Annotated in this window: 20 protein-coding genes; 5 read left to right on the forward strand and 15 right to left on the reverse strand. The window is 67.3% G+C overall.

Going from position 1 to position 22,244, the window contains the following annotated elements; all coding sequences use genetic code 11:
• Positions 1-314: 314 nt before the first annotated feature.
• From VL15_RS12365 to phnS, 7 genes are read right to left on the reverse strand one after another with little or no spacing between them, the layout of a single operon-like run.
• Entirely contained in the window at positions 315-866 is a 552-nt protein-coding gene (locus VL15_RS12365; RefSeq protein WP_048245811.1) for a phosphonate degradation HD-domain oxygenase, read from the reverse strand.
• A 4-nt stretch (positions 867-870) separates the two neighbouring features.
• Positions 871-2,325, reverse strand: coding sequence for a phosphonoacetaldehyde dehydrogenase (gene phnY / locus VL15_RS12370; RefSeq protein WP_048245813.1), 1,455 nt, complete (start codon positions 2,323-2,325; stop codon positions 871-873).
• Entirely contained in the window at positions 2,322-3,632 is a 1,311-nt protein-coding gene (gene phnA / locus VL15_RS12375) for a phosphonoacetate hydrolase (RefSeq protein WP_048245814.1), read from the reverse strand. Before phnA ends, phnY begins: the two co-directional genes overlap by 4 nt.
• The gene (phnV, locus tag VL15_RS12380; protein ID WP_048245815.1) at positions 3,629-4,489 is read right to left on the reverse strand and encodes a 2-aminoethylphosphonate ABC transport system, membrane component PhnV; all 861 of its coding nucleotides are present in this window, start codon (positions 4,487-4,489) and stop codon (positions 3,629-3,631) included. Before phnV ends, phnA begins: the two co-directional genes overlap by 4 nt.
• Entirely contained in the window at positions 4,479-5,399 is a 921-nt protein-coding gene (phnU, locus tag VL15_RS12385; RefSeq protein WP_048245816.1) for a 2-aminoethylphosphonate ABC transporter permease subunit, read from the reverse strand. The genes phnV and phnU overlap by 11 nt, the downstream gene beginning before the upstream one ends.
• The gene (gene phnT / locus VL15_RS12390) at positions 5,377-6,480 is read right to left on the reverse strand and encodes a 2-aminoethylphosphonate ABC transport system ATP-binding subunit PhnT (protein ID WP_048245817.1); all 1,104 of its coding nucleotides are present in this window, start codon (positions 6,478-6,480) and stop codon (positions 5,377-5,379) included. The genes phnU and phnT overlap by 23 nt, the downstream gene beginning before the upstream one ends.
• 34 nt (positions 6,481-6,514) lie before the next feature.
• A complete protein-coding gene (gene phnS / locus VL15_RS12395; RefSeq protein WP_048245818.1) occupies positions 6,515-7,606 on the reverse strand; it encodes a 2-aminoethylphosphonate ABC transporter substrate-binding protein in 1,092 nt (363 codons plus the stop codon).
• 257 nt (positions 7,607-7,863) lie between these two features.
• Here phnS and VL15_RS12400 point away from each other — a divergent pair, with 257 nt between their 5' ends.
• The gene (locus tag VL15_RS12400; RefSeq protein ID WP_048246207.1) at positions 7,864-8,973 is read left to right on the forward strand and encodes a 2-aminoethylphosphonate--pyruvate transaminase; all 1,110 of its coding nucleotides are present in this window, start codon (positions 7,864-7,866) and stop codon (positions 8,971-8,973) included.
• 99 nt (positions 8,974-9,072) lie between these two features.
• Here the strand turns inward: VL15_RS12400 and VL15_RS12405 are convergent, their stop codons facing one another.
• From VL15_RS12405 to aroQ, 3 genes are read right to left on the reverse strand one after another with little or no spacing between them, the layout of a single operon-like run.
• Positions 9,073-10,416, reverse strand: coding sequence for an MFS transporter (locus tag VL15_RS12405; protein WP_048245819.1), 1,344 nt, complete (start codon positions 10,414-10,416; stop codon positions 9,073-9,075).
• 33 nt (positions 10,417-10,449) lie between these two features.
• Positions 10,450-11,304 (reverse strand): shikimate dehydrogenase, encoded by an 855-nt coding sequence (locus tag VL15_RS12410; protein ID WP_048245821.1) that lies wholly within the window; start codon positions 11,302-11,304, stop codon positions 10,450-10,452.
• Complete coding sequence (gene aroQ, locus VL15_RS12415) at positions 11,301-11,756, reverse strand: type II 3-dehydroquinate dehydratase (RefSeq protein WP_048245822.1); 456 nt, start codon at positions 11,754-11,756, stop codon at positions 11,301-11,303. Before aroQ ends, VL15_RS12410 begins: the two co-directional genes overlap by 4 nt.
• 258 nt (positions 11,757-12,014) lie before the next feature.
• On the opposite strand from aroQ, the gene VL15_RS12420 reads away from it, so the two are divergent.
• Both VL15_RS12420 and VL15_RS12425 read left to right on the forward strand, forming a co-directional pair.
• A complete protein-coding gene (locus tag VL15_RS12420; RefSeq protein WP_048245823.1) occupies positions 12,015-13,907 on the forward strand; it encodes a bifunctional sugar phosphate isomerase/epimerase/4-hydroxyphenylpyruvate dioxygenase family protein in 1,893 nt (630 codons plus the stop codon).
• A 302-nt stretch (positions 13,908-14,209) separates the two neighbouring features.
• On the forward strand, positions 14,210-14,473 hold the full coding sequence (locus VL15_RS12425; protein WP_048245824.1) for a hypothetical protein: 264 nt from the start codon (positions 14,210-14,212) through the stop codon (positions 14,471-14,473).
• Between the two features lie 90 nt (positions 14,474-14,563).
• On the opposite strand, the gene VL15_RS12430 is transcribed toward VL15_RS12425, so the two are convergent.
• Entirely contained in the window at positions 14,564-15,358 is a 795-nt protein-coding gene (locus VL15_RS12430) for an AraC family transcriptional regulator (RefSeq protein ID WP_048245825.1), read from the reverse strand.
• Positions 15,359-15,972: 614 nt separating this feature from the next.
• On the opposite strand from VL15_RS12430, the gene VL15_RS12440 reads away from it, so the two are divergent.
• Entirely contained in the window at positions 15,973-17,109 is a 1,137-nt protein-coding gene (locus VL15_RS12440; RefSeq protein ID WP_048246209.1) for a branched-chain amino acid ABC transporter substrate-binding protein, read from the forward strand.
• Between the two features lie 327 nt (positions 17,110-17,436).
• Positions 17,437-18,747, forward strand: a complete 1,311-nt coding sequence (locus VL15_RS12445; protein WP_048245827.1) for an MFS transporter — start codon at positions 17,437-17,439, stop codon at positions 18,745-18,747.
• A 96-nt stretch (positions 18,748-18,843) separates the two neighbouring features.
• On the opposite strand, the gene VL15_RS12450 is transcribed toward VL15_RS12445, so the two are convergent.
• From VL15_RS12450 to garD, 4 genes are all read right to left on the reverse strand, one after another.
• Positions 18,844-19,281, reverse strand: coding sequence for a DoxX family protein (locus VL15_RS12450; protein WP_048245828.1), 438 nt, complete (start codon positions 19,279-19,281; stop codon positions 18,844-18,846).
• Between the two features lie 194 nt (positions 19,282-19,475).
• On the reverse strand, positions 19,476-19,931 hold the full coding sequence (locus VL15_RS12455; protein ID WP_048245829.1) for an RbsD/FucU family protein: 456 nt from the start codon (positions 19,929-19,931) through the stop codon (positions 19,476-19,478).
• 79 nt (positions 19,932-20,010) lie between these two features.
• Entirely contained in the window at positions 20,011-20,403 is a 393-nt protein-coding gene (locus tag VL15_RS12460; protein WP_048245830.1) for a nuclear transport factor 2 family protein, read from the reverse strand.
• A gap of 249 nt (positions 20,404-20,652) precedes the next feature.
• The gene (gene garD, locus VL15_RS12465; RefSeq protein ID WP_048245831.1) at positions 20,653-22,206 is read right to left on the reverse strand and encodes a galactarate dehydratase; all 1,554 of its coding nucleotides are present in this window, start codon (positions 22,204-22,206) and stop codon (positions 20,653-20,655) included.
• Between the last annotated feature and the right edge of the window lie 38 nt (positions 22,207-22,244).

Below are 22,244 nucleotides of genomic sequence, written 5' to 3' on the forward strand. Positions count from 1 at the left end.
GCGAGGAACTTCGTGTTTCCCGGCAGCGCTGCGTTTTCAGCAGCAGAGAAGCGATATTATGAACCGTGTTTCGCAGTTCGTCAACAACTTTTTAACTACTTCGTTGCGACTGCGGGGCTCAACTTCGAATGCTGCCAGGGCTCGTTACCACCGCACCCCAACCGCACCGCTTCCCTCGTCCGCGCTGCGTTTCCGTTAGCGCGAAAGAGGCGTGATTCTATGCACCCCGCCCCGTTCACGCAAGGGGTTTCTCAAAAAATATAAGGCCCCGCACGCTGCCGCGTGCGGGGCCTTATATAGAAGCAGCCGAACCGTCAGGCCGCGCGCACCTGGCGCACGACGATCTCCATATAGTGATCGAGATCCGGCGTCGCCTTGCCTTCTTCCTTCGCCGTATCGTCCCAGCGGCGCAGACGCAGCGCGTCCTCCGCAAACGGACGCTGCAGGAACACCGCCGTTTCCTCTTCGCTGAAGATGCCGCCCTGCAGCGCGAGGCTGCGCACCGAGTCCGGCGACAGGCTCTCGAAGTAGCCTGCGTCGGTGCGGCACAGGCAGCGCTTCGCGTCGACGTGCAGCCGGATCGGTTCCAGCACCGCGTCGGCAAACAGCGGCCGCAGGAACGGCAACACATAATACTGATGCAGATCGTCGATCCCGCGCGCGCTCGGTGTCTCGCCCTGACGATTCAGCAGGTGCCCGAGGTCGTGCAGGAACGCCGCCGCGACCAGTGCTTCGTCAGCCCCCGCCTCTTCCGCCAGCAATCCGCTCTGCAGCGCATGCTCGAGCTGGGTCACCGGCTCCCCGCTGTAGGCCACATGACCATGCTCGCGATACAGCCCGTGGATCTCTTCCACCGTCAATGCCATTCGTTTACTCCCAAGGCAGCGAAAACGTCTTCAGGTTCGTGAAGCTCTTCATCGCCTCCTGAACGCCTTCCTTGTAACCGAGGCCCGAATCCTTGATCCCGCCGAATGGCGACAGTTCGATCCGGTATCCGGGCACCTCCCACACATTCACGGTGCCGACGTTCAGCTCGTTCACGAAGCGCACGACCGCGGCCGTGCTGTCGGTACAGACACCCGACGACAGCCCGAACGCCGTGCCGTTGCTGATCCGGATCGCGTCGTCGATCGTGTCGAACGTCATCACGGGCGAGACGGGGCCGAAGGTCTCTTCGCGCACGATCGTCATCGACGGGTCGACGTTGTCGAGCACGGTCGGCGCATACAGCGCGCCGCGCCGCACATTGCCGGTCAAAAGGCGTGCGCCCTGCGCGACCGCTTCTCCGACCCGCGCCTCGAACAGCCGCGCCGCCGCCTCGTCGATCACCGTGCCCATTTCGTTCGCGGGATCGAACGGATCGCCGTACTTCCACGCGCGGGTCTTCTCGACGAGCAACTCGGTGAATGCGGGCGCGATCGAGCGCTGCACCAGCATCCGCTTGACGGCCGTGCAGCGCTGGCCCGAATTCCGGTACGAACCCAGCACCGCCAGCGACGTCGCGCGGTCGAGATCGGCGTCTTCGAGGACGATCAGCGGATCGTTGCCGCCCAGCTCCAGCACAATGCGCCGGTAGCCGGCCCGCGCGGCAATCGCCTTGCCGATCGCCACGCCGCCCGTAAACGTAATCAGCGACGCATGCGGATGCGTGACGAGTTCGTCCGCGATCTCGCCCGGATCGCCGGTCAGCACCTGCAGCATCGGCTCCGGCAGCCCGGCCTCGTAAAGCAGGTCGGCCAGATAGAACGCCGATAGCGGCACCTTCTCCGACGGCTTCACGATCACGCGGTTGTTGGTCGCGATCGCCGGTGCGATCTTGTGCGCCACCTGGTTCATCGGATGATTGAACGGCGTGATCGCGACGATCACGCCGTCGAGCGGCTGCCGCTGCGAGAACACGCGCCGCGCCTTGCCGTGGGGCGTCAGGTCGCACGAGAAACTCTGCGCATCGTCGCGCAGCGCCTCGATCGCCGCGAACTTCAGCACGTCGGCGACCCGACCGATCTCGTAGCGGGAATCCTGTTTCGACAGCCCCGATTCGAGCGTAATCAGGTCGGATGCTTCCTCGGTGCGCTCGCGCAGCAGCGCGGCCGCGCGCTCGAGGATCTGCGAACGCTCGTAGCGCGTAAGCGTCGGCCGGTAGGCCATCGCGTAATCGAAAGCGGCGCGCACGTCGTCGCCGCTTGCGAGCGGCGCGGTGCCGACCCGGGCGCCCGTATAAGGATCGTCGATGTCGAAGGTGCGCTCGCGCGTCGCGCGCGTGCCGCACCAGCGCAACGCCTCGGCACGAAACTCGGGGTGGTCTTGCCGGGGATGAGCCATCATGTCGCGACCCGGTTCAGCACGAAATCGAACACGTCGAAGTTGCGCGGGCGACGCGCGGGATCGTCCCGCTCGATACGGCGATTGAACAGCAGCGGTACTTCCTGCTCCGACACGCCGCCGTGCGAACGCAGCGGCACCGTGAGACCCGACAGATCGTGTTCCCGCTCGCGCGTACCGAGCGTCATGTCGCGACGGCCGATCACGACGAGATCGCCGATCCGGTCGGCCGGCAGTTCGAAGCGCGCGGCGGCTTCCGCGTTGTCGAGCACGAGTTCGACGCCGTCGAGGCCGCCGACGCGCCACATCGCCTCGGCCCGGTCGACGCCCGGCGCCAGGTAGAGGGTTGCAAACGAGCCGAGCGCGCCGTGGTGCACGACGTACGGATCGGTGATCGGCAGGATCACGCGCGCAGACTGCGCGCCGTACCAGCCGTCGAACGCATCCTGCAGATAGATCACGTTCGGCCGGCCCGTCGCGGGGTCGTGCTTCGCGTTCATCCCGTGATCGGCCGTGAGCCCGATCGCCCAGCCGAGCGCGTCGAGCTGCGCGAGGTAACCGTCCATCATCGCGTAGAACGCGTTCGCGCCGGCACTGCCGGGCTCGCACTTGTGCTGCACGTAGTCGGTGGTCGACAGGTACATCAGGTCGACCTGACGTGTCTGCGCGAGCCGCACGCCGGCCGCGAACACGAATTCGGACAACGCCGCGCTATAGACGTCCGGCGACGGCAGGCCGACCCAGTCGAGCACGTCGACGATGCCGTTTTCCGCGAGATTCGCCTGCGCAGCCTTCTCGGCGGAAAAGCAGACGCCGTTCAGTTGCCAGCCGAGCAGCCGGCGCAGCTTGTCCTTCGCCGTCACGACGGCCACCTTCGCGCCGGCGTCGGACGCCGCCGCGAGCAGCGTGCCGGCCCGCAGATAGGCCGGGTCGTTCATCATGACTTCGGCGCCGCGCCCGCCGTCGGCGGCCGCGTCCCAGAAGTAGTTGCCGCAGATCCCGTGGACCGACGGCGGCACGCCGCAGACGATCGACAGGTTGTTCGGGTTGGTGAAGGTCGGCACGACGCAATCGGCGCGCCACGCCGTGCCTTCCGCGATCATCCGGCCGATGAACGGCGCGACGCCCGCTTCCACCGCACGTTCGAGATACGCGTACTCGCAGCCGTCGACGCAGACGACGACGGTCGGCTCGACCGGCAGCCGGTAGCGCCGGCTGTTGACGTCGACCGAGCGTCCCGCGAAATCCGTCGAGACCTTGCCCGGTGCGGGTTGCTCGCCGGGCAGCCGCATGGCGAACGCGGCGTTCATGATGCCACCCGCTTGCCGCGCGGCACACGCGCGGCGATCAGCAGCAGCGCCGCGAGCGACGCGCCGAGCATCAGCAGCGACAGCGCCGACGCCGGCAGGTAATAACCGCGCTCCACCTGGCCGATCACGACGATCGGCACGGTCGCGAAGCCGGGCGGATAGACCGTCAGCGTCGCGCCGAGCTCGCCGAGCGACAGCGCGAAACCGAGTGCGAGGCTCGCGCGCATCGCCGGCACGAGCTGCGGCAGCAGCACGCGGCGCAGCACCATCGCGGGCGGCGCACCGAGGCTGGCCGCGGCTTCGCGCAGCACGGTCAGTTCCGGACGCAGCGCGGCGGCCGCGCAGCGATAGCAGAACGGCAGAATCAGCGCGAGCTGCACGAACACGACGATCGCCGCGGAGCTCGACAGGTCGATCGGCTTCTGGTGATACGCGATCAGCACCGCGAGCCCGAGCACGACGCTCGGCACGCCGTTCGGCACCATCACGAGCGCATCGACGACCGCGCCGAGGCCGCGCCGGTCGCGCCCTTCGAGCGCGAGCGCGAGCCACAGCCCGAGGATCGTGCCGACCGCCGACACGCCGAAGCCGATTTCGAGACTCGTCAGCAGCGCGTCGTATTCCGGCGACCTGAGCCGCTCGAACCAGCGCAGGCTGTAGCCGGCCGGCAAGATCGTGCCCGACCATTGCGTCGACACGCTCGACAGCGCGACGACGACGACCGGCAGCACGAACAGCCAGAAACACGCGAACGCGGCCAGCGCGAGCGCGATGCGCGACGCATGCTTGAGCAGTGTGTCGCTCCAGCCGATCTGGTGGCGCGGCACGGCCGGCCCGATACGGAATTCAGCGGACATCGTTCCCTCCCGTCGCACGCCGGTTCACCCGGCGATAAACCGTATAGAGCGCCAGCGACAGTGCCAGCATCACGACCGCGCCGGCCGATGCGGTCGGCAGATCGAGGTCGACGGTCGCGCTGCTGTAGATCGCGACCGGCAGCGTCACGAGCCGCGCGCTGCCGAGCACGAGCAGAATCCCGAACTCGTTCAGCGTCAGCAGGAAACACAGCACGGTGCCAGCGGCGATGCCCGGCCACGCGATCGGCAGCACGACGCGGCGCGCGAGCATCCAGCCGGGCGCGCCGAGGCTGCGCGCGGCTTCGATCAGGCGCAGGTCGAGCGTGGCGAACGACGCGAGCGTCGGCCGCACGACGAACGGCGTATAGAACACCGTCTGCGCGAGAATCACGCCGCCGATGCCGAACAGGAAATCGAGCGGCGGATTCTCGAGATGGAACAGGTGCTGCAGCGCGATGCTGATCGAACCTTGCGAGCCGTACAGGAAGATCAGCGTGAACGCGACGAGGAACGACGGAAACGCGACGTACAGTTCCAGGAAGCGCGTGACGAGCGACGCGCCCGGAAACGGCCTGAAGAACAGCAGCGCGGCCAGCAGCACGCCCAGCACCGATGCGGTGCCGGCGCTCGCGAACAGCACGCCGAGCGTCGTCAGCAGCACGTTGCGCGTGTCGGGGTTGCTGAAGAACGTCCGGTACGCGTCAAAACTCAGCCCGTGATCGCCCGACACGCTCAGCAGCACGAGCCGCACCAGCGGATAGACGACGAGCGGGCCCAGCACGACGATCGCGAGCGCGACCAGGTGCAGGTCGCCCATGCGCTTGCGGCGCCGCGCGACGGCCGCGTGCGCGGCGGCCGACGCGAGCACGTGCGGCGGCAGACCGGCTTCAGGGCTCGATAAGGACGACATCGTCTGCCTCGTAATGCAGGGAAACGCGCGCACCGCGCTCGGGGGCCGCGCCGCGGCCGCGTTGCATCGTGACGCGCACGGGTTCGTCGGGTGCCGCGTCGATCACGACCGCGATCGACAGGTCCGCGCCTTGCCATTCGACGGACGACACGGTGCCGTGCAGGCCGCCCGCCGCGGGCGGCATCACGGTCAGACGCTCGGGGCGCACGCACGCGACCTTGCCGCGCACTTCGTGGCGCGGATCGCCGAGCGGGAAGATCACGTGCGGCGGCAGCAGGTTCGCCGGGCCGAGATAGCGTGCGACGTAGCCGTCCTGCGGCGCGTCGTACAACTGCTGCGGCGTGCCGAGCTGCGCGATGTGGCCGTCGCGCATCAGCAGCGCGCGGTCGGACAGCACGAGCGCGTCGTCGCGGTCGTGCGTCACGCAAACGACGGTCAGGTTCGGCAAGCGCTCGTGCAGTGCCTTCAGTTCGCTGCGCACCGACGCGCGCAGGTTGGCGTCGAGCGCCGACAGCGGCTCGTCGAGCAGCAGCACATCCGGCTCGATCACGAGCGCGCGCGCCAGCGCGACGCGCTGCTGCATCCCGCCCGACAGTTGCGCGGGCAGGTGATGGCCCGCATCGCCGAGCTGCACGAGCTTCAGCGCGTCGGCGACGCGTCGCGTCACTTCCGACGATGCCATGCCGCGCGCGCGCAGCCCGAATGCGACGTTCTCGAACACCGACAGGTGCGGGAACAGCGCGTAATTCTGGAACAGCAGACCGAGATTGCGCTTGTGCGGCGGCGCATAGGTCAGGTCACGCCCGGCAACGGTCAGCGTACCGGTCAGGCCGTCGGCCTTCACGAACCCGGCGATGAAGCGCAGCAGCGTGGTCTTGCCGCAGCCGCTCTTGCCGAGCACGGTCAGAAATTCGCCGGCGCCGATCGACAGCGACAGATCTTCCAGCACCGTGCGTGCGCCGTAGCGCACGCTCAGGTGTTCGATCTGCACGCCGCCCGGCGCGCCGGACCGCAGCGTCGCGTGCGGTTCGGCGGCGCCGAATACGCCGGGATGGGTCAGGGTGGTTTCCACCGGGTTCATCCTCTTGCTCACTAATACAGGCGGCGTGCGCCGATCACTTCGGCTTGACGACGTCGAGCTGCTTGCCCGAGCTGCCGATCACGTCCTTCTTCCAGCGCTCGATCCACACCGGCTTCTTCGCCATCACCTGGTTCCAGTCGACCGGGATCAGCTTCACGCCCGCGATCGCCTTCTTGACCGCCTCGCCGTTCTTGCCCGTCAGCGGCACGTCGGTGCGGCCCGGGATGCCGAACATGTCGGGCACCTTCGACTGCACGTCCGTCGACATCAGGTAGTCGATCAGCTTCTTGCCGACGTCCTGGTTCGGGCCGCTCTTGATCAGGCCGATGCCGTACGGGAGCTGGAACGTGGTCGGCTGGTCGCCGTCCTTCGCGGACAGGAAGATCGGCTTGACGGACAGCGCGCCGTGTTCGGCGTCGTCGAGGTCCATCTGCAGGTCGCCGTTCGCGACGCTGATCTCGTTACGCGACAGCAGCACGTTCAGGTAGCCCGTGCCCTTCGTGTGGAACTTCACGCTCTGCGACAGCTTCGCGAGGTAGTCGAACGCCTTGTCCTCGCCCATCAGCGACGTCGTCAGGATCAGCACGGCCATCCCGTCGCCGGCGGTCGCCGGGTTCGAGTACGCGACCTTGCCGGCGTAGGTCGGCGACAGCAGGTCGCCGAACGTCTTCGGCTGGTTCTTCACGACGTCCGGGTTGATCGCGAACGAGAAGTAGTTGTTCACGAACGTCGCCCACGTGCCGTCCTCAGCCTTCGCGATCGCCGGCACGTTCTTGTAGTTCACGCTCTGGTACGGCTGCAGCAGACCCATCTGGCCGGCTTGCTGAATGAACGGCGGCAGCGTGACGATCACGTCGGCCTTCGGGGAATTCTTCTCGATGTTCGCGCGGTTGACGACCTCGCCGCTGCCCGCCGTCACGATGTTGACCTTGACGCCCTCCTTCTTCTCGAAGGCCGGCAGCACATCGCGATAGAGGTTCTCGAGACCGTCCGCCGTATACAGCACGACCGCGTTTGCCGCATGCGCCGGCATCGCGGCACCTTGCAGCAGACCGGCGGCGCAGGCGGCCAGCGCGAGCTTGCGGAACGCGCCGGCAGCGGCGCGCGAGGAATTCTGCAGTGTCATCTCACTTCTCCGTAGGCGGAACACCAAATGGCCGGGGGCACGATCCCGGTCCTTTTATCTCCGGGCAGGCCGATCAACGGCCCGCCTCGCTGCCGCGCTGAGCGTGGTTTCGCGCGGCAACCGAAGGATCACAGCGTTCGATGACAAACCCGTGACGAGTGCCACAATTTCCAAAAAATGACACATTTTGCCACTATCATGCAAGTCATTCAGAAATGCCGCCCGGCGTTTCGTTCGACTTTCGCTGGAGAAAAATGATGTCCGACCCGATCCTGCTTACGCCCGGCCCGCTCACCACGTCCGCCACAACCCGCCTCGCAATGCAACATGACTGGGGGTCGTGGGACGCCGCTTTCAACCAATTGACGGCCAGCGTCTGCGCGGACCTCGTCGGCATCGCGCACGGCGGCGACGAGTACGTGTGCGTACCGATGCAGGGGAGCGGCACGTTCTCGGTCGAGGCCGCGCTCGGCACGCTGGTGCCGCGCGACGGCATCGTGCTCGTGCCCGACAACGGCGCGTATTGCGCACGCATCCTGAAGATCCTCGGCCGGCTCGGCATCGACGCGATCGCGTTGCCGTTCGGCGAGGACACGGCCGTCGACGCGGCAGCGGTCGAGGCCGCGTTCGCCCGCGAGCCGCGCATCACGCACGTCGCGCTCGTGCACCTGGAAACGAGCGCCGGGATCCTGAACCCGCTGGATGCGATCGCGGCCGCGTGCCGGCGCCACGGCAAGCGGCTGATCGTCGACGCGATGAGTTCGTTCGGCGCGCTGCCGATCGCGCTGGCGGGCACCGGCATCGATGCGCTGATCTCGGCGAGCGGCAAATGCCTCGAGGGCGTGCCGGGGATGGGTTTCGCGATCGTGCGGCGCGACGCGCTCGACGCATGCGAAGGCAACTCGCCGTCGCTCGCGCTCGATCTCCACGATCAGTACGCGTACCTGCGCAAGACGGGCCAATGGCGCTTCACGCCGCCGACGCACGTGATCGCCGCGCTGCGCGCCGCGCTCGACCAGTATCTCGCCGAAGGCGGCCAGCCCGCGCGCGGCGCGCGCTATCTGGACAACTGCCGGACGCTGGTCGAATCGATGCGCGAGCTCGGCTTCGCGCCGTTCCTCGACGCGAGCGTGCAGGCGCCGGTGATCGTCACGTTCCACGCGCCCGACCATCCGGCCTACGATTTCCGCCGCTTCTACGACGCGGTGCGCGATGCAGGTTTCATCCTGTATCCGGGCAAGCTCACGCAGCTCGAGACGTTCCGCGTCGGCTGCATCGGTGCGATCGATGCCGACGATATCCGGCGCGCGGTCGCGGCGATCGCGCAGGCGGTCGAATCGCTCGGCATCGCCGTGCAGCGCGCGTAACGCGCACACAAACCGGCACTCCGGCCGGTGCACCAACAAAAAAGCCCGGCGGCCAACCGGCCGCCGGGCGAACGCACGAAATGTGCGTGGAGCCGGTGCTTACAGCTCGATCCGCTTGATGTCGCCGACGACGAAGATGTACGACAGCGCACCGACCAGCGCGATCACGCCGATGAACACGAGCGCGCCGACGAACGACCCGGTCGACGCGACGATGAAGCCGACGACGAGCGGCGTGACGATCCCCGCGAGGTTCGCCGCGAAGTTGAAGATGCCGCCCGTCACGCCGAGCAAGCCGTCCGGCGCGATGTCCGACACGAGCGTCCAGCCGAGCGCGGCCATCCCCTGCGCGAAGAATGCGACCGACATGATCGCGATCACGGCCTCGTTGCTCTTCACGTAGTTCGCGAGAATGATCGTCGATGCGAGCAGCAGGCCCGCGATGATCGGCAGCTTGCGCGCGAGGTTCGCGGACTTGCCGCGACGCAGCAGCCAGTCGGAGAAGATCCCGCCGAACATCACGCCGACCGACGCGGCGATGAACGGCATCACCGCGAAGAAGCCGATCTTCAGCCAGCCCATGTGGCGCTCGGTCGCGAGGTAGGTCGGAAACCAGGTCAGGAAGAACACGAGCGTCGAGTTGCCGGCGAACTGGCCGAGGCAGATGCCCGCGAGCTGGCGCTTCTTCAGCAACTGGCCAGCCATCGCCCAGCTGAACTTCTTCTGCTCACCCTTGCCGCCTTTGTCGCCGTCCTTGCGCGCACCGTGCACGAGACCGCCGCCCGCCTCGATATACGCCAGCTCTTCCGAGTTGGCGCCCGGATGGTTGCGCGGCTCGTGATAGAACTTCCACCAGACCAGGCCGAACACGATGCCGACCGCGCCAACGACCCAGAACAGCGAGCGCCAGCCGAACGCGCCCATCAGCGCAAACAGCACGGGGCTGAAGAACGCGAGGCCGATGTACTCGCCGACGGTGTAGGTGCCGGTCGCCATCGCGCGCTCGTTCTGCGGGAACCATGTCGCGACGACGCGGCTGTTGGTCGGGAAGCACGGCGCCTCCGTCACGCCGAGGCCGAGCCGGCATGCGAACAGCGTCGCGATGCCCGGCACGAAACCCTGCAGAAACGTACACAGCGACCACAGCGTCATCGACCAGTAATAGGTGATCTTGCTGCCGAAGCGGTCGAGGAACAGGCCGCCAGGCACCTGCATCGCGACGTACGTCCACGAGAACGCGGAGAACATGATGCCCATCACGGCCGCGTTGATGCCGAGCTCCTTGGTGAGCTGCGGCGCAGCCACCCCCAGCACGGTGCGGTCGAGATAGTTGATCATCGTGCCGATCGCGAGCAGCGCGAGAATCTTGTAGCGCGCCGAAGTGCGCCGGACCGTGCCGGCGGCGGGCGCCGACGCGGCGCTCGTGTGGGTGGTGTGCTGCATGGTCGTCTCCTGGTCTCTCTTTATGGAATGGGATCAGCGCGCGACGAGCGACTGAAAGTGATCGAACATCCGCTCGGCGTCGGGCGTGCGTCCGGTGAAGATCTCGAACGCGTCGACGGCCTGGTACACCGCCATCCCGCCGCCCGGCAACGTGGCGCAGCCGGCCGCGCGCGCGGCGTGGATCAGTTCGGTTTCGAGCGGGAAATACACGATGTCGGCCACCCACATGCCCGCGTGGAGCAGTTCGGCCGGCAGCGGCAGGCCCGGGTGCTTGACCATGCCGGTGGGCGTCGCGTGGATCAGGCCCGTCGCGGCCTGCATCGCGGCCGCGAGATCGCCGCCCTGCACGACCCGTGCTGCGGGGAAACGCTGCTGGAGTTCGGCCGCGAGCGCGGCGGCACGCGTGCCGTCGACATCGAAAATCGTCAGTTCGGCCGCGCCCATCTGCAGCGCCGCATGGGCCACGGCGGCGCCCGCGCCGCCCGCGCCGAGCTGGACGACGCGCTCGAGTGACGCACCGGGCAGGCCGCGGCGGAACGATTTCGCGAAACCCGACCAGTCGGTGTTGTGGCCGATCCGCTTGCCGTCCTTGAACAGCACGGTGTTCACCGCACCGAGCGCGCGGGCATCGTCCGACAGTTCGTCGAGGTGTTCGATCACGCGCTGCTTGCACGGATGCGTGATGTTGAGCCCGGTGTAGCCCATCCGCTGCGCGGCATCGAGCAGTTGCGGCAGCGCGTCGACGGTCACGCCGAGCGCGTCGAGATCGAGGCGCCGGTAGACATAACCGAACCCCTGGCGGAATCCTTCTTCCTCGTGCATCGCGGGCGACAACGAACCGCCGATGCCCTGGCCGATCAGGCCGATCAGAAACGACGGGCGGCTCATCGCGCGGCTCCCTGCGCAAACAGGGTCGACAGACGCTGCAGCGCGAACACGTAGCCTTCGGTGCCGCAGCCGCAGATCACGGCTTCGGCGACCGCCGACACATAGGAATGGTGGCGAAACGCCTCGCGGCGATGCACGTTCGAGATATGCACTTCGATCACCGGCTTCGCGATCGCGGACAGCGCATCGGCCAATGCCACCGACGTATGCGTATAGGCGGCCGGGTTGATCACGATGCCGTGCGTGTCATGACGGGCGTCATGCAGCCAGTCGATCAACTGGTGCTCGGCGTTCGACTGGCGGAAATCGATCTCCAGCCCGAGCCCTTCGGCGGCCGTGCGGCAGCGCTGCTCGACGTCGGCGAGCGTTTCCGCGCCGTAGATATGGGGCTCGCGTGTGCCCAGCAGATTGAGGTTCGGGCCGTTCAGCACCAGCACCTTGTGCTTGCTCATGGTGTTTCTGCTCCTAAAACGGGGGCGAATCGCTAGTCGACTTCGCCCCCTGACGTCAAGATTTGGCGCTAGTGTGCGCTTGCGTTTGCGCAATGTCTTTTCGGGTTTTCGCTAATTTGTACCACCTAGTTAGTTTGTATAATTCGCCTCACTCCCCCAGTAAATTCGGGGTATGGTGCGCGCCCGGAACTCAACGACTGGTTCATTCAGGGCCGGTTCGACCGACGCCATGCCCCGCCCATCCGCAGGATTCGCCCCATGAAGCGCTCGATCGCCACCGTGTCACTGTCCGGCACGCTCGCCGAGAAACTCGCCGCCATCCAGGCCGCGGGCTTCGACGGCGTCGAAATCTTCGAAAACGACCTCGTCTACTTCGACGGATCGCCGGCCGACGTCCGCCGCATGGCCGCCGATCTCGGTCTCGACATCGTGCTGTTCCAGCCGTTTCGCGACTTCGAGGGTGTGAGCGCGGCGCAGCTCGCACGCAACCTCGATCGCATCAAGCGCAAGTTCGACGTGATGCACGCGCTCGGCACCGACCGCATCCTCGTCTGCAGCAACGTGTCGGCCGACACGATCGCGGACGACGGGCTGCTCGTCGACCAGCTCGGCGCACTCGCGGAAGCCGCTCGACAGGCCGGTGTAGTCGCCGCGTACGAAGCGCTTGCGTGGGGCCGCGTCGTGAACCGGTACGGCCATGCGTGGAAGCTCGTGAATGCCGTGAACAGCCCGCATCTCGGCCTCGCGCTCGACAGCTTCCACACGCTGTCGCTCGACGATTCGCCGGACGCGATCGCCGACATTCCCGGCGACCGGATCGCGTTCGTGCAGATCGCCGACGCGCCGAAGCTCGCGATGGACGTGCTGGAATGGAGCCGCCACTACCGCTCGTTCCCGGGCCAGGGCGACTTCGACCTCGCGCGCTTCACCGCGCGCGTGATCGAGTCGGGCTACACGGGGCCGCTGTCGCTCGAGATCTTCAACGACGGCTTCCGCGCGGCGCCGACCGCGATCACGGCCGCCGACGGGCATCGCTCGCTGCTCTACCTGGAAGACCTGACGCGCGAGCGGCTCGCGCAGGACGGCCGCGCGCCGGCCGCCGGCCAGCCGCTGTTCGCGCCGCCGGCGCCGCCCGCGCACGTCGGGTTCCAGTTCATCGAATTCGCGGTCGACGCCCAGGCGGCGGCGACCGTCGGCGAATGGCTCGGCAGGATGCGCTTCCGGCTCGCCGGCCGGCATCGCTCGAAGGACGTGACGCTGTTCCAGCACGGCGCCGCGTCGATCGTGCTGAACGCGGAGCGCGACTCGTTCGCCGATGCGTTCTTCCAGCGGCACGGGCTGTCGCTGTGTGCGTCGGCGTTCCGCGTCGACGACGCGAAAGTGGCGTTCGAACGCGCGGCCGGCTTCGGCTACGTGCCGTTCTCCGGGCGCGTCGGGCCGAACGAGCGCGTGCTGCCGGGCGTGCAGGCGCCGGACGGCAGCCTCGAGTATTTCGTCGACGAAACGCCGAACGCGCCGACGCTGTATGAATCGGACTTCGTGCTGACCGACATCGACGGCCCGAGCGAGGTCGGCCCGCTGACGGGCATCGACCATGTGTGCCTCGCGCTGCCGGCCGACGCGCTCGACACGTGGATCCTGTTCTTCAAGACGGCATTCGGCTTCGAAGCCGAGCGCAGCTGGCTCGTGCCCGACCCGTACGGGCTGATGCGCAGCCGCGCGGTGCGCAGCGCCGACGGTTCGGTGCGGATCGCGCTGAACGCGTCGGTCGACCGTCACACGGCCGTCGCCGAATCGCTCGACCGCTACCACGGCACGGGGTTGAACCACGTCGCGTTCCGCACCGACGACATCGTGAAGACGATCGCCGCGTTCGCGGCCGACGGCGTGCCGTTCCTGCGCATTCCGGCCAACTACTACGACGATCTCGCCGCGCGCTACGCGCTGTCGGACGAACTGATCGACACGCTGAGCGCGCATCACCTGCTCTATGACCGCGACGAGCACGGCGGCGAATTCCTGCACGCGTATACGGAACTGGTCGACAACCGTTTCTCGCTCGAGATCGTCGAGCGGCGCGGCGGATACGACGGCTACGGCGCGACGAACGCGGCCGTGCGGCTGGCCGCGCAGGCGCAGCGCAGGAAATAAGGGAAGGACGCGAAGCAGGAGGTGTGGGGCGGGATCACATGGCGACCCGAGGTTCGACGCTCGCGGCCGGCTCAAAGGGCCACATCCGGCGCGCACCGTCGTGGTGAATCGAGCGGCTGCGAACCAGCCCGCGCGGCTGCCCGCGATCGGGCCGGGAGCCGCGCTCCGTATGACGTTACATACGGTAACCCGTACCGCAGCGCAGCATCCCGTCGCCGGCCACGGTTTTAAGAATCGCTTAAGTCTTCGTGGGCACCATCCGCAACCAGTACCCGATGGTTATCTCGAAAAGGAGGAAAGCGATGAGCGCCGTAGAAGCACCCGCGGGCCGCCAGGCCGCGCCCCCTGCAAAGAAGACGATGCTGCGCCGCCTGCTCAGTCATCATGAAATCGCGACGCTGCTGGTGCTGCTGCACGCACCGATCGGCGCGAACGCCAAACCCGAACTGCCTGCGCTGCAGGAAGCCGGCCTCGTCGAGATGGTCAAGCTCGACCCCGATACGGCACCGAGCTTCCGCTTGACCGAAGACGGCACGGCCGTCCTGAAAGGGCTCGGCTACCGCTGAGCCGCCGCTGTTCCAAGCTGTTCCACAACTTTCCCGCCGTTTTACGCCCTGCCCCGTTCATGCGCCGCGTCGGCTTCGCCGGCCGGCCTCTCACCCTGCCCGATCCTGCAGCATCAACCGGTATTCCGTCGGCGTCACGCCGACCGTCGCCTTGAACTGGCGCGTGAACGCGCTGTGATCCGTATAGCCGCATAACGCCGCGACGTCGGTCACCTTGTCATGCGTGATCAGCAGCGCGGTGGCCGCATCGAGCCGCGTCTTCAGCAGCACCTGGCGCGGCGTCAGGTGAAACACCTTGTGGAAGTAGCGTTCGAGCTGCGCGACCGACATCCCGGCCATCTGCGCAAGCTGCTTCAGGTTCAGCGGCTGCACGTAGTGATCCTGGATGTGCTGGACCACGTCGGCGAGCCGGCTGTACGCCGGGTGCGATCCCTCGTGCGCCTTCAGGTCGCGCGAGATGCCCGCGAGGCCGACCACCTTGCCCGCGGCGTCGCGCAGCGGTTCCTTGCAGGTCAGGCACCAGCCCGGCAGGCGGCCCGGATACAGGTGCAGTTCGAGCTGGTCCATCAGTTGCTGGCCGGCGTTGATCGTCGCCATGTCCTGCTCGAAATAGCTGCGGCCGAAACGGCGCGGAAACACTTCGTCGGTCGTCTTGCCGAGCAGGTCGCGCTTGTCCTTGTAGCCGCAGCGCATCGCCAGCGTGCGATTGACGAGCGCGTAGCGGCCGTTCGCATCCTTCACGAAGAACGCGACGTCGGGCAGCGCATCGAACACCGGTTCGAGCAGGCGGAAGTGCGCGAGCATCGCGCCGAGATCGGCGTTGTCGGGCTGGTAGCGCAACGTGTCGGACAGGCTCATGGGCGGTACGGCAAGCAAGGTCGTCATCCCGGCAACCGCGTAGCGAGTGGCAGATGGCGTCGATTATAGGAGCGCCCCGTCAAACGCGTCGCGCCGATCGCGGGGCAGGCAAGCGTGCGGTGGCCGGCCGCATCGCGCGTGCCGATCGGCCGGCGACATACGTTGTGTGCGCAACCACTTCGATGCGCGTGCGCGGCCGGCATCGATTCCGCTTCCGCCGCTGTCGGCGGACCGCGCCGACGCGCCGGCAACGCGCACCCGAATCCGTCATCCTAAAAATGCCGACGTACCGCGTCTTGGCGCGTTTGCGCATTCGGCGTGACGATTTCGGCATATATCAGGGTTATCGACGATATGCCGATATCGTCGCCGGCCGCGCACCGAACGCGCAAGACGCGCGCATTTTCGCTATCTAGACTTCGCTTCACGGTGACGAGACGACATCACGCCGCTGCCGCAATCGGCGCGCACGGCCCTCCGCACCAGCCAGCGCGCACGCCGATTCCGGCACAGCCCAGGCTGCACGCGGCGAGCACGCACGGCCTTCGCATCGGCCTGCCGACCGAATCGTCTCGCCCGGTTTACCGGCGCCGGCCCGCAAGCCGGCGGCGGCCCAACCACGCCATCAAGGGGAAGTGAAAGTGAAGCTGAAGGTATCGCACGTCGCGCTGGCTGCTGCCTGCGCACTGTCGGGCACGCACGCCATCGCCGCCGACGTCGTCAAGATCGGTTTCGCCGCACCGCTGACCGGCCCGCAATCGAACTACGGCACGGACATGCAGAAGGGCGTGCAACTCGCGATCGCCGACTTCAACGCGACGCGTCCGACGATCGGCGGCAAGCCCGTCACGTTCCAGCTCGACTCGCAGGACGACCAGGCCGACCCGCGCACGGGCACGACCGTCGCGCAGCGGCTGATCGACGACAACGTCCGCGGTGTCATCGGCCACTTCAACTCGGGCACGAGCATTCCGGCGTCCGACCTGTACGATCACGCCGGGCTGCCGCAGATCTCGATGGCGACGTCGCCGCAATACACGGCGCGCGGCTACAAGACGACCTACCGGCTGCTGACGAGCGACGCGCAAGCGGGCCGCATCGTCGGCACGTATGCGGTGAAGACGCTGCGCTTCAAGCGCATCGCGATCATCGACGACCGCACGGCTTACGGCCAGGGCATCGCCGACGAATTCGCGAAGGCCGTCGAGGCCGCGGGCGGCACGATCGTCAAGCGCGACTTCACGAACGACAAGGCGCTCGACTTCTCCGCGATCCTGACCAACCTGAAGGGCGTCAATCCGGACGCGATCTTCTACGGCGGCGGCGACGCGCAATCGTCGCCGATGATCCGCAAGATGCGCCAGCTCGGGATGAAGTCGGCGTTCGTGACGGGCGAGATGTCGCGCTCGCCGACGTTCCTGAAGGTGGGCGGCGAAGCGGCGGAAGGCGCGATCGTCTACATGGGCGGACTGCCGAAGGAAAAGATGCCGGGCTTCGCCGGCTACGCGGCACGCTACAAGGCGCGCTTCAACGAAGACGTGATCACGTACTCGCCGTACTCGTATGACGGCACGATCGCGCTGCTCACCGCGATGAAGGATGCGAACTCGACCGACCCGAAGGTCTATACGCCGTATCTCGGCAAGGTGTCGATCAAGGGCGTGTCGGCCCCCAGCATCGCATACGACACGAAGGGCGACCTGAGGGATGCGCCGGTGACGATCTACAAGGTCGAGCACGGCGCGTTCAAGCCGGTCGATACGATCGCCGGCAACTGATACGACTCGTACACGAGACCCTGCCCCGCGCGGCGCGCAAGCGGCTCACCGGCCGCCCGCGCCGCGCGCGTGCTTCAGCTTCACGGTCCGAAGCGTTCCTCGGCGCGCACCCGCGCTCGCGCATTTCGCGCTCCTGTAGAATCCTCCCACCCGCTTTGACGCTTCGTCTCTGCCGCGCCCCATCCCGGTGCGGCGGTGCGTGTTTCGTGCTCCATCCGGCACCCGGCACGCTTCGACGACGCAAGCCGCGCCTTGTCAGTCCATGCCGATAGCGGGCCCTGGAGACGCAGCACCGACAACAACATTCGAAAACCGATCGTCCTGACCATGCAAGCTTCCGAATTGAGCGGCGTGCCTCGCGCCGCCGAACGCGCGCTCACGCGCGGCGACTATAAAACCCTTGGCCTTGCCGCACTCGGCGGCGCCCTCGAGTTCTACGACTTCATCATCTTCGTGTTCTTCGCGCCGGCGATAGGACAGCTGTTCTTCCCGCACGACATTCCCGACTGGCTGCGCCAGTTGCAGACGTTCGGCATCTTCGCGGCCGGCTATCTCGCGCGCCCGCTCGGCGGCGTGATCATGGCGCACTTCGGCGACCTGTTCGGCCGCAAGCGGATGTTCACGCTGAGCGTGCTGATGATGTCCGTGCCGACGCTGCTGATGGGCCTGCTGCCGACCTACGACTCGATCGGCATCCTCGCGCCGGTGTTGCTGCTGCTGTTCCGCGTGCTGCAGGGCGCGGCGGTCGGCGGCGAAGTGCCGGGCGCGTGGGTGTTCGTGTCCGAGCACGTGCCGTCGCGCCACATCGGTTATGCGTGCGGCACGCTGACCGCGGGCCTCACGGCCGGCATCCTGCTCGGCTCGCTCGTTGCAGCGGGCATCAACAGCCGCTACTCGGCCGCCGAAGTCGGTGCGTTCGCATGGCGCATCCCGTTCCTGCTCGGCGGCCTGTTCGGGCTGTTCTCGGTGTACCTGCGCCGCTGGCTGCATGAAACGCCGGTGTTCGCCGAGATGAAGGCGAAGAAGGCGCTCGCGGCCGAGATTCCGCTGAAGGCCGTGCTGCGCGACCACGGCCGCGCGGTGATCGTGTCGATGCTGCTCACGTGGATGCTGTCGGCCGCAATCGTCGTCGTGATCCTGATGACACCCGCGCTGCTGCAGAAGCAGTTCCACCTGACGCCCGCGACCACGCTGTTCGCGAACAGCGTCGCGACGCTGTGCCTGACGGCCGGCTGCATCACCGCCGGTTCGCTCGCGGGCTGGATCGGCGCGAAGCGCGTGCTCGGCATCGGTGGCATCGGGCTGGCCGCGTGCTACTACCTGCTGTTCGTGCGGGTCGCGGCCGACGCGTCGACGCTGCCGCTCTACTACGGGATCGCAGGCTTCATGGTCGGCACGATCGGCGCGGTGCCGTTCGTGATGGTCAAGAGCTTCCCGGCCGTCGTGCGCTTCTCGGGCATCTCGTTCTCGTACAACGTCGCGTATGCGATCTTCGGCGGCCTCACGCCGGTGATCGTGTCGCTGATGATGAAATCGAATCCGCTTGCACCGGTCGTGTACGTCGCGACAATCTGCGTGCTCGGCGCGATCGCCGTGCAGTTCGCGAAGGATGCTAAGGACGTGAAGGGCACGCACTGAACGCCGGCGCGCGCCGCGCCCGTTCCATGAACAAAGGGCCGAATCCCGCGGGATTCGGCCCTTTCTTTTTGCTTCGGCGCAACCGCGTGCGTGCGATCAGCGCAGGCCGCCGTACGACGAACTCGGCCGGCGCAGGCCGTCGATGCTCGCGCCGCCGGCGCCGGTGACGAACAGCAGCAGGAAACCGCCGGCGATCGCGATGTTCTTCCAGAAGTGGATCACCATGTCGTGCTGGACCGCGGCGTCGGTTGCGTCCCAGAAATTGTGCCCGACCATCGCGGTCGCGACCGTATAGAACGCCATCAGCAGCGCAAGCGGCTTCACCTTGTAGCCGACGATCAGCAGCAGGCCGCCGAGCCCTTCGATCGCGACGACGATCGGCCCGATGACCTGCGGATACGGCACGTTCAGCCCGTGCAGGTAACCGACGAAATCGCTGTAGCCGAGCAGCTTCATCACGCCGCCCCACAAGAACAACGCCGCCAGCGCCAGGCGTGCAAAAAAAATGACGCCGGAATCGACGGAACGCGTCATGCCTCTCTCCTCGTATGCAATTCAGCCGGCCGCACGGGGCGCCCCCGGGCGGCTCGGGGCCGCGCGGCTCTGCGGGGCCCGCAGCAAATCGGTCAGCATAGAGGGTCTTTCGGCCGTGCCCAAGAAAAAGGTTGTAGCAAATCTTTACACGGCGGCGACCGCGCAGCCCGCGGGCGGCGGCACGGAAAAGACGTTTAGCCCGCGTCGCTCAACAGCACGCCTTTCTTGAAGATGAAACAGCCGTAGCCGCGCAGCTCGCCGGTGACGATCACCGCGTACGCCTGCTGCGCGCGCTCGTAGAACGCGAAACGCTCGATGCCGGTGAGCGGCACCGCACGCCCTTCCGCGCGGTCGATCTCGGCCTGCACCTCGCGCTGCACGGGCGGCACCGCGGCCGCATCGCCGACGACTTCCATCCGCCAGGCAGGCGTGTCGACGAACGTATCGAGCGGCAGCACCGACAGCACCGCACGCGCGACGCGCGCCGAATCGGCGCCGTCGATCCGCAGCGCGCGGCCGACCACCGTGTGCTCCGAGACGGATTCCGCCGGGAAATTCGCATCGCAGATCGCGATTTCGTCACCGTGGCCCATCGCGCGCAGCGTGTGCAGGATGTCGGCGTGAAGCAGCGGGTCGAGATTTTTCAGCATGTCGGGTGGTCTCCGGGATCAGGAACAAACCGCATAACGTTACCTGATCCCGGTGGCCGTTGTGCATCCTTCGCTCGGATCACGACGCCGCGGCCGGCATCTCGTCGATGAAACCCGTGACCGACTTCAGGCGGCCCGACGCGTCGACGGTGCCGAAGTCCGAGCCTTTCACGATCGCCGCGCCGTCGGGCGACACGAGTGCCCACGAGAACCGCAGGTGCTGGCCGAACGCGTCGACGTCGGTCGTGCGGCGGAAGCGGAATGCCGGGAATCGCTCCTGCACGGCCGCGATCATCGTGTCGATGCCTGCGTGGCCGTCGCCAGCCATCAGCGGATCGCGATAGGCCGCGTCGCTCGCGTAGGTCGCGTCGATCAGCGCACGGCGACGTGCGACGTCGGGTTCGTTCCATGCGTCGAAGTAGCGGTCGATCAGGTCGGTGTGAACGGACGGGACGGATTGGGCGGTGTTCATGCGAGGCTCCTTGTATCGATGAGGGGACGATGTCGCGGATGTTTCGGGTCCGCGTGCCGCTATCGTCGCCGGGCTCGCGTGGGCGGTCGATTACGTGCGAGGTAAGGAAATCGCGCCGGCCGCGTCGAGGACGCGCGCCAACTGTTCGATCTGCCCGACGACGCGTCACTGCGCCGATTCCATCTTTCGCAGCCGAAAAAAACGGGCGCCCTCGGGCGCCCGCATCGCATGCCGTCGCGACCGCACGCGTCAGGTCACCGGCGCCGGATTGAACAGCGTCAGCGCATTCGCGAGCTTCCATTGCTCGGCCCACGTGCGGCGCTTGCCGCTCGCGACGTCGAGCATCAGCCGGAACAGTTCCCAGCCCGTGTCCTCGATCGTGGCCGCGCCGGTCGCGATCTGCCCGGCGTCGAGATCCATCAGGTCGTGCCAGCGGCGCGCGAGATCGCTGCGCGTCGCGACCTTGATCACCGGCACCTGCGCGAGGCCGTACGGCGTGCCGCGGCCGGTCGTGAAAATGTGCAGGTTCATCCCCGCCGCGAGCTGCAGCGTGCCGCAGATGAAGTCGCTCGCGGGCGTCGCCGCGTACAGCAGCCCCTTCTGCCGCGCGCGATCGCCGGGGCGCACGACGCCGGCGATCGGCGCGCTGCCCGATTTCACGATCGAACCCATCGCCTTCTCGACGATGTTCGACAGGCCGCCCTTCTTGTTGCCGGGCGTCGTGTTCGCGCTGCGGTCGACGCGGCCGCGCTGCAGGTAGCGGTCGTACCAGTCCATCTCGCGAATGATCTCGCGTGCGACATCCTCGTTCGCCGCACGCGACGTGAGCTGCGCGACGCCGTCGCGCACTTCGGTCACCTCGGAGAACATGATCGTCGCGCCCGCGCGCACGAGCAGGTCGGCCGCGAAACCGACGGCCGGGTTCGCGGTGAGCCCCGAGAACGCGTCGCTGCCACCGCACTGCACGCCGACGACGAGATCCGACGCGGGGCACGTCTCGCGACGGCGGCGGTTCAACCGCTCGAGATGCGCTTCGGCCATCGTCATGATCGAGTCGATCATCGAGTTGAAGCCGACGTGCGCGGCATCCTGCAGGCATACGACGCCGCCGTTGTCGGTCGCGCCGTCGGCGGCGACCGGAATCGAGCCGGGCGGCAGCAGGCGCTCGGGCTGCAGCTTCTCGCAGCCGAGACTCACGGTCATCACCTCGCCGCCGAAGTTCGGATTCAGGCTGATGTTGCGCAGCGTGCGGATCGGGATGTCGGCGTCGGGCGCATCGATCGCGACGCCGCAGCCGTACGTGTGCTCGAGCCCGACCACATCGTCGACGTTCGGGTAGCGCGGCAGCAGCTCGGCCTTGATCCGCTTCACCGCATGCTCGACGACGCCCGACACGCACTGCACGGTCGTCGTGATCGCGAGGATGTTGCGCGTGCCGACCGAGCCGTCGGCATTGCGGAAGCCCTCGAACGTATAACCTTCGAGCGGCGGCAGCGGCGGCGCGGCACGCGTCGCGAGCGGCAGGTCGTCGAGCCCCGGCGGCTCGGGCATGCGCATCGTGCGTTCGTTGACCCAGCTGCCGCGCCGCAGGTCGGCCAGCGCATAGCCGATCACCACGTTGTAGCGGACGATCGGGTCGCCGGCCGCGAGATCGGCAAGCGCGACCTTGTGCCCCTGCGGCACGCCTTCGCACAGCGTCAGCCCGTCGGCGAACGTCGCGCCCTCGGGCAGGCCGCCGTCGTTGACGACGATCGCGACGTTGTCGTCCGGGTGCACGCGGATGTAGAGAGGGGAAGCAGTCATCGGAATTCCTGGAAGCTATCGTCCATATCGTTAGTCAT

Source organism: Burkholderia cepacia (assembly GCF_001039005.1).
GTDB classification, from domain to species: domain Bacteria; phylum Pseudomonadota; class Gammaproteobacteria; order Burkholderiales; family Burkholderiaceae; genus Burkholderia; species Burkholderia theae.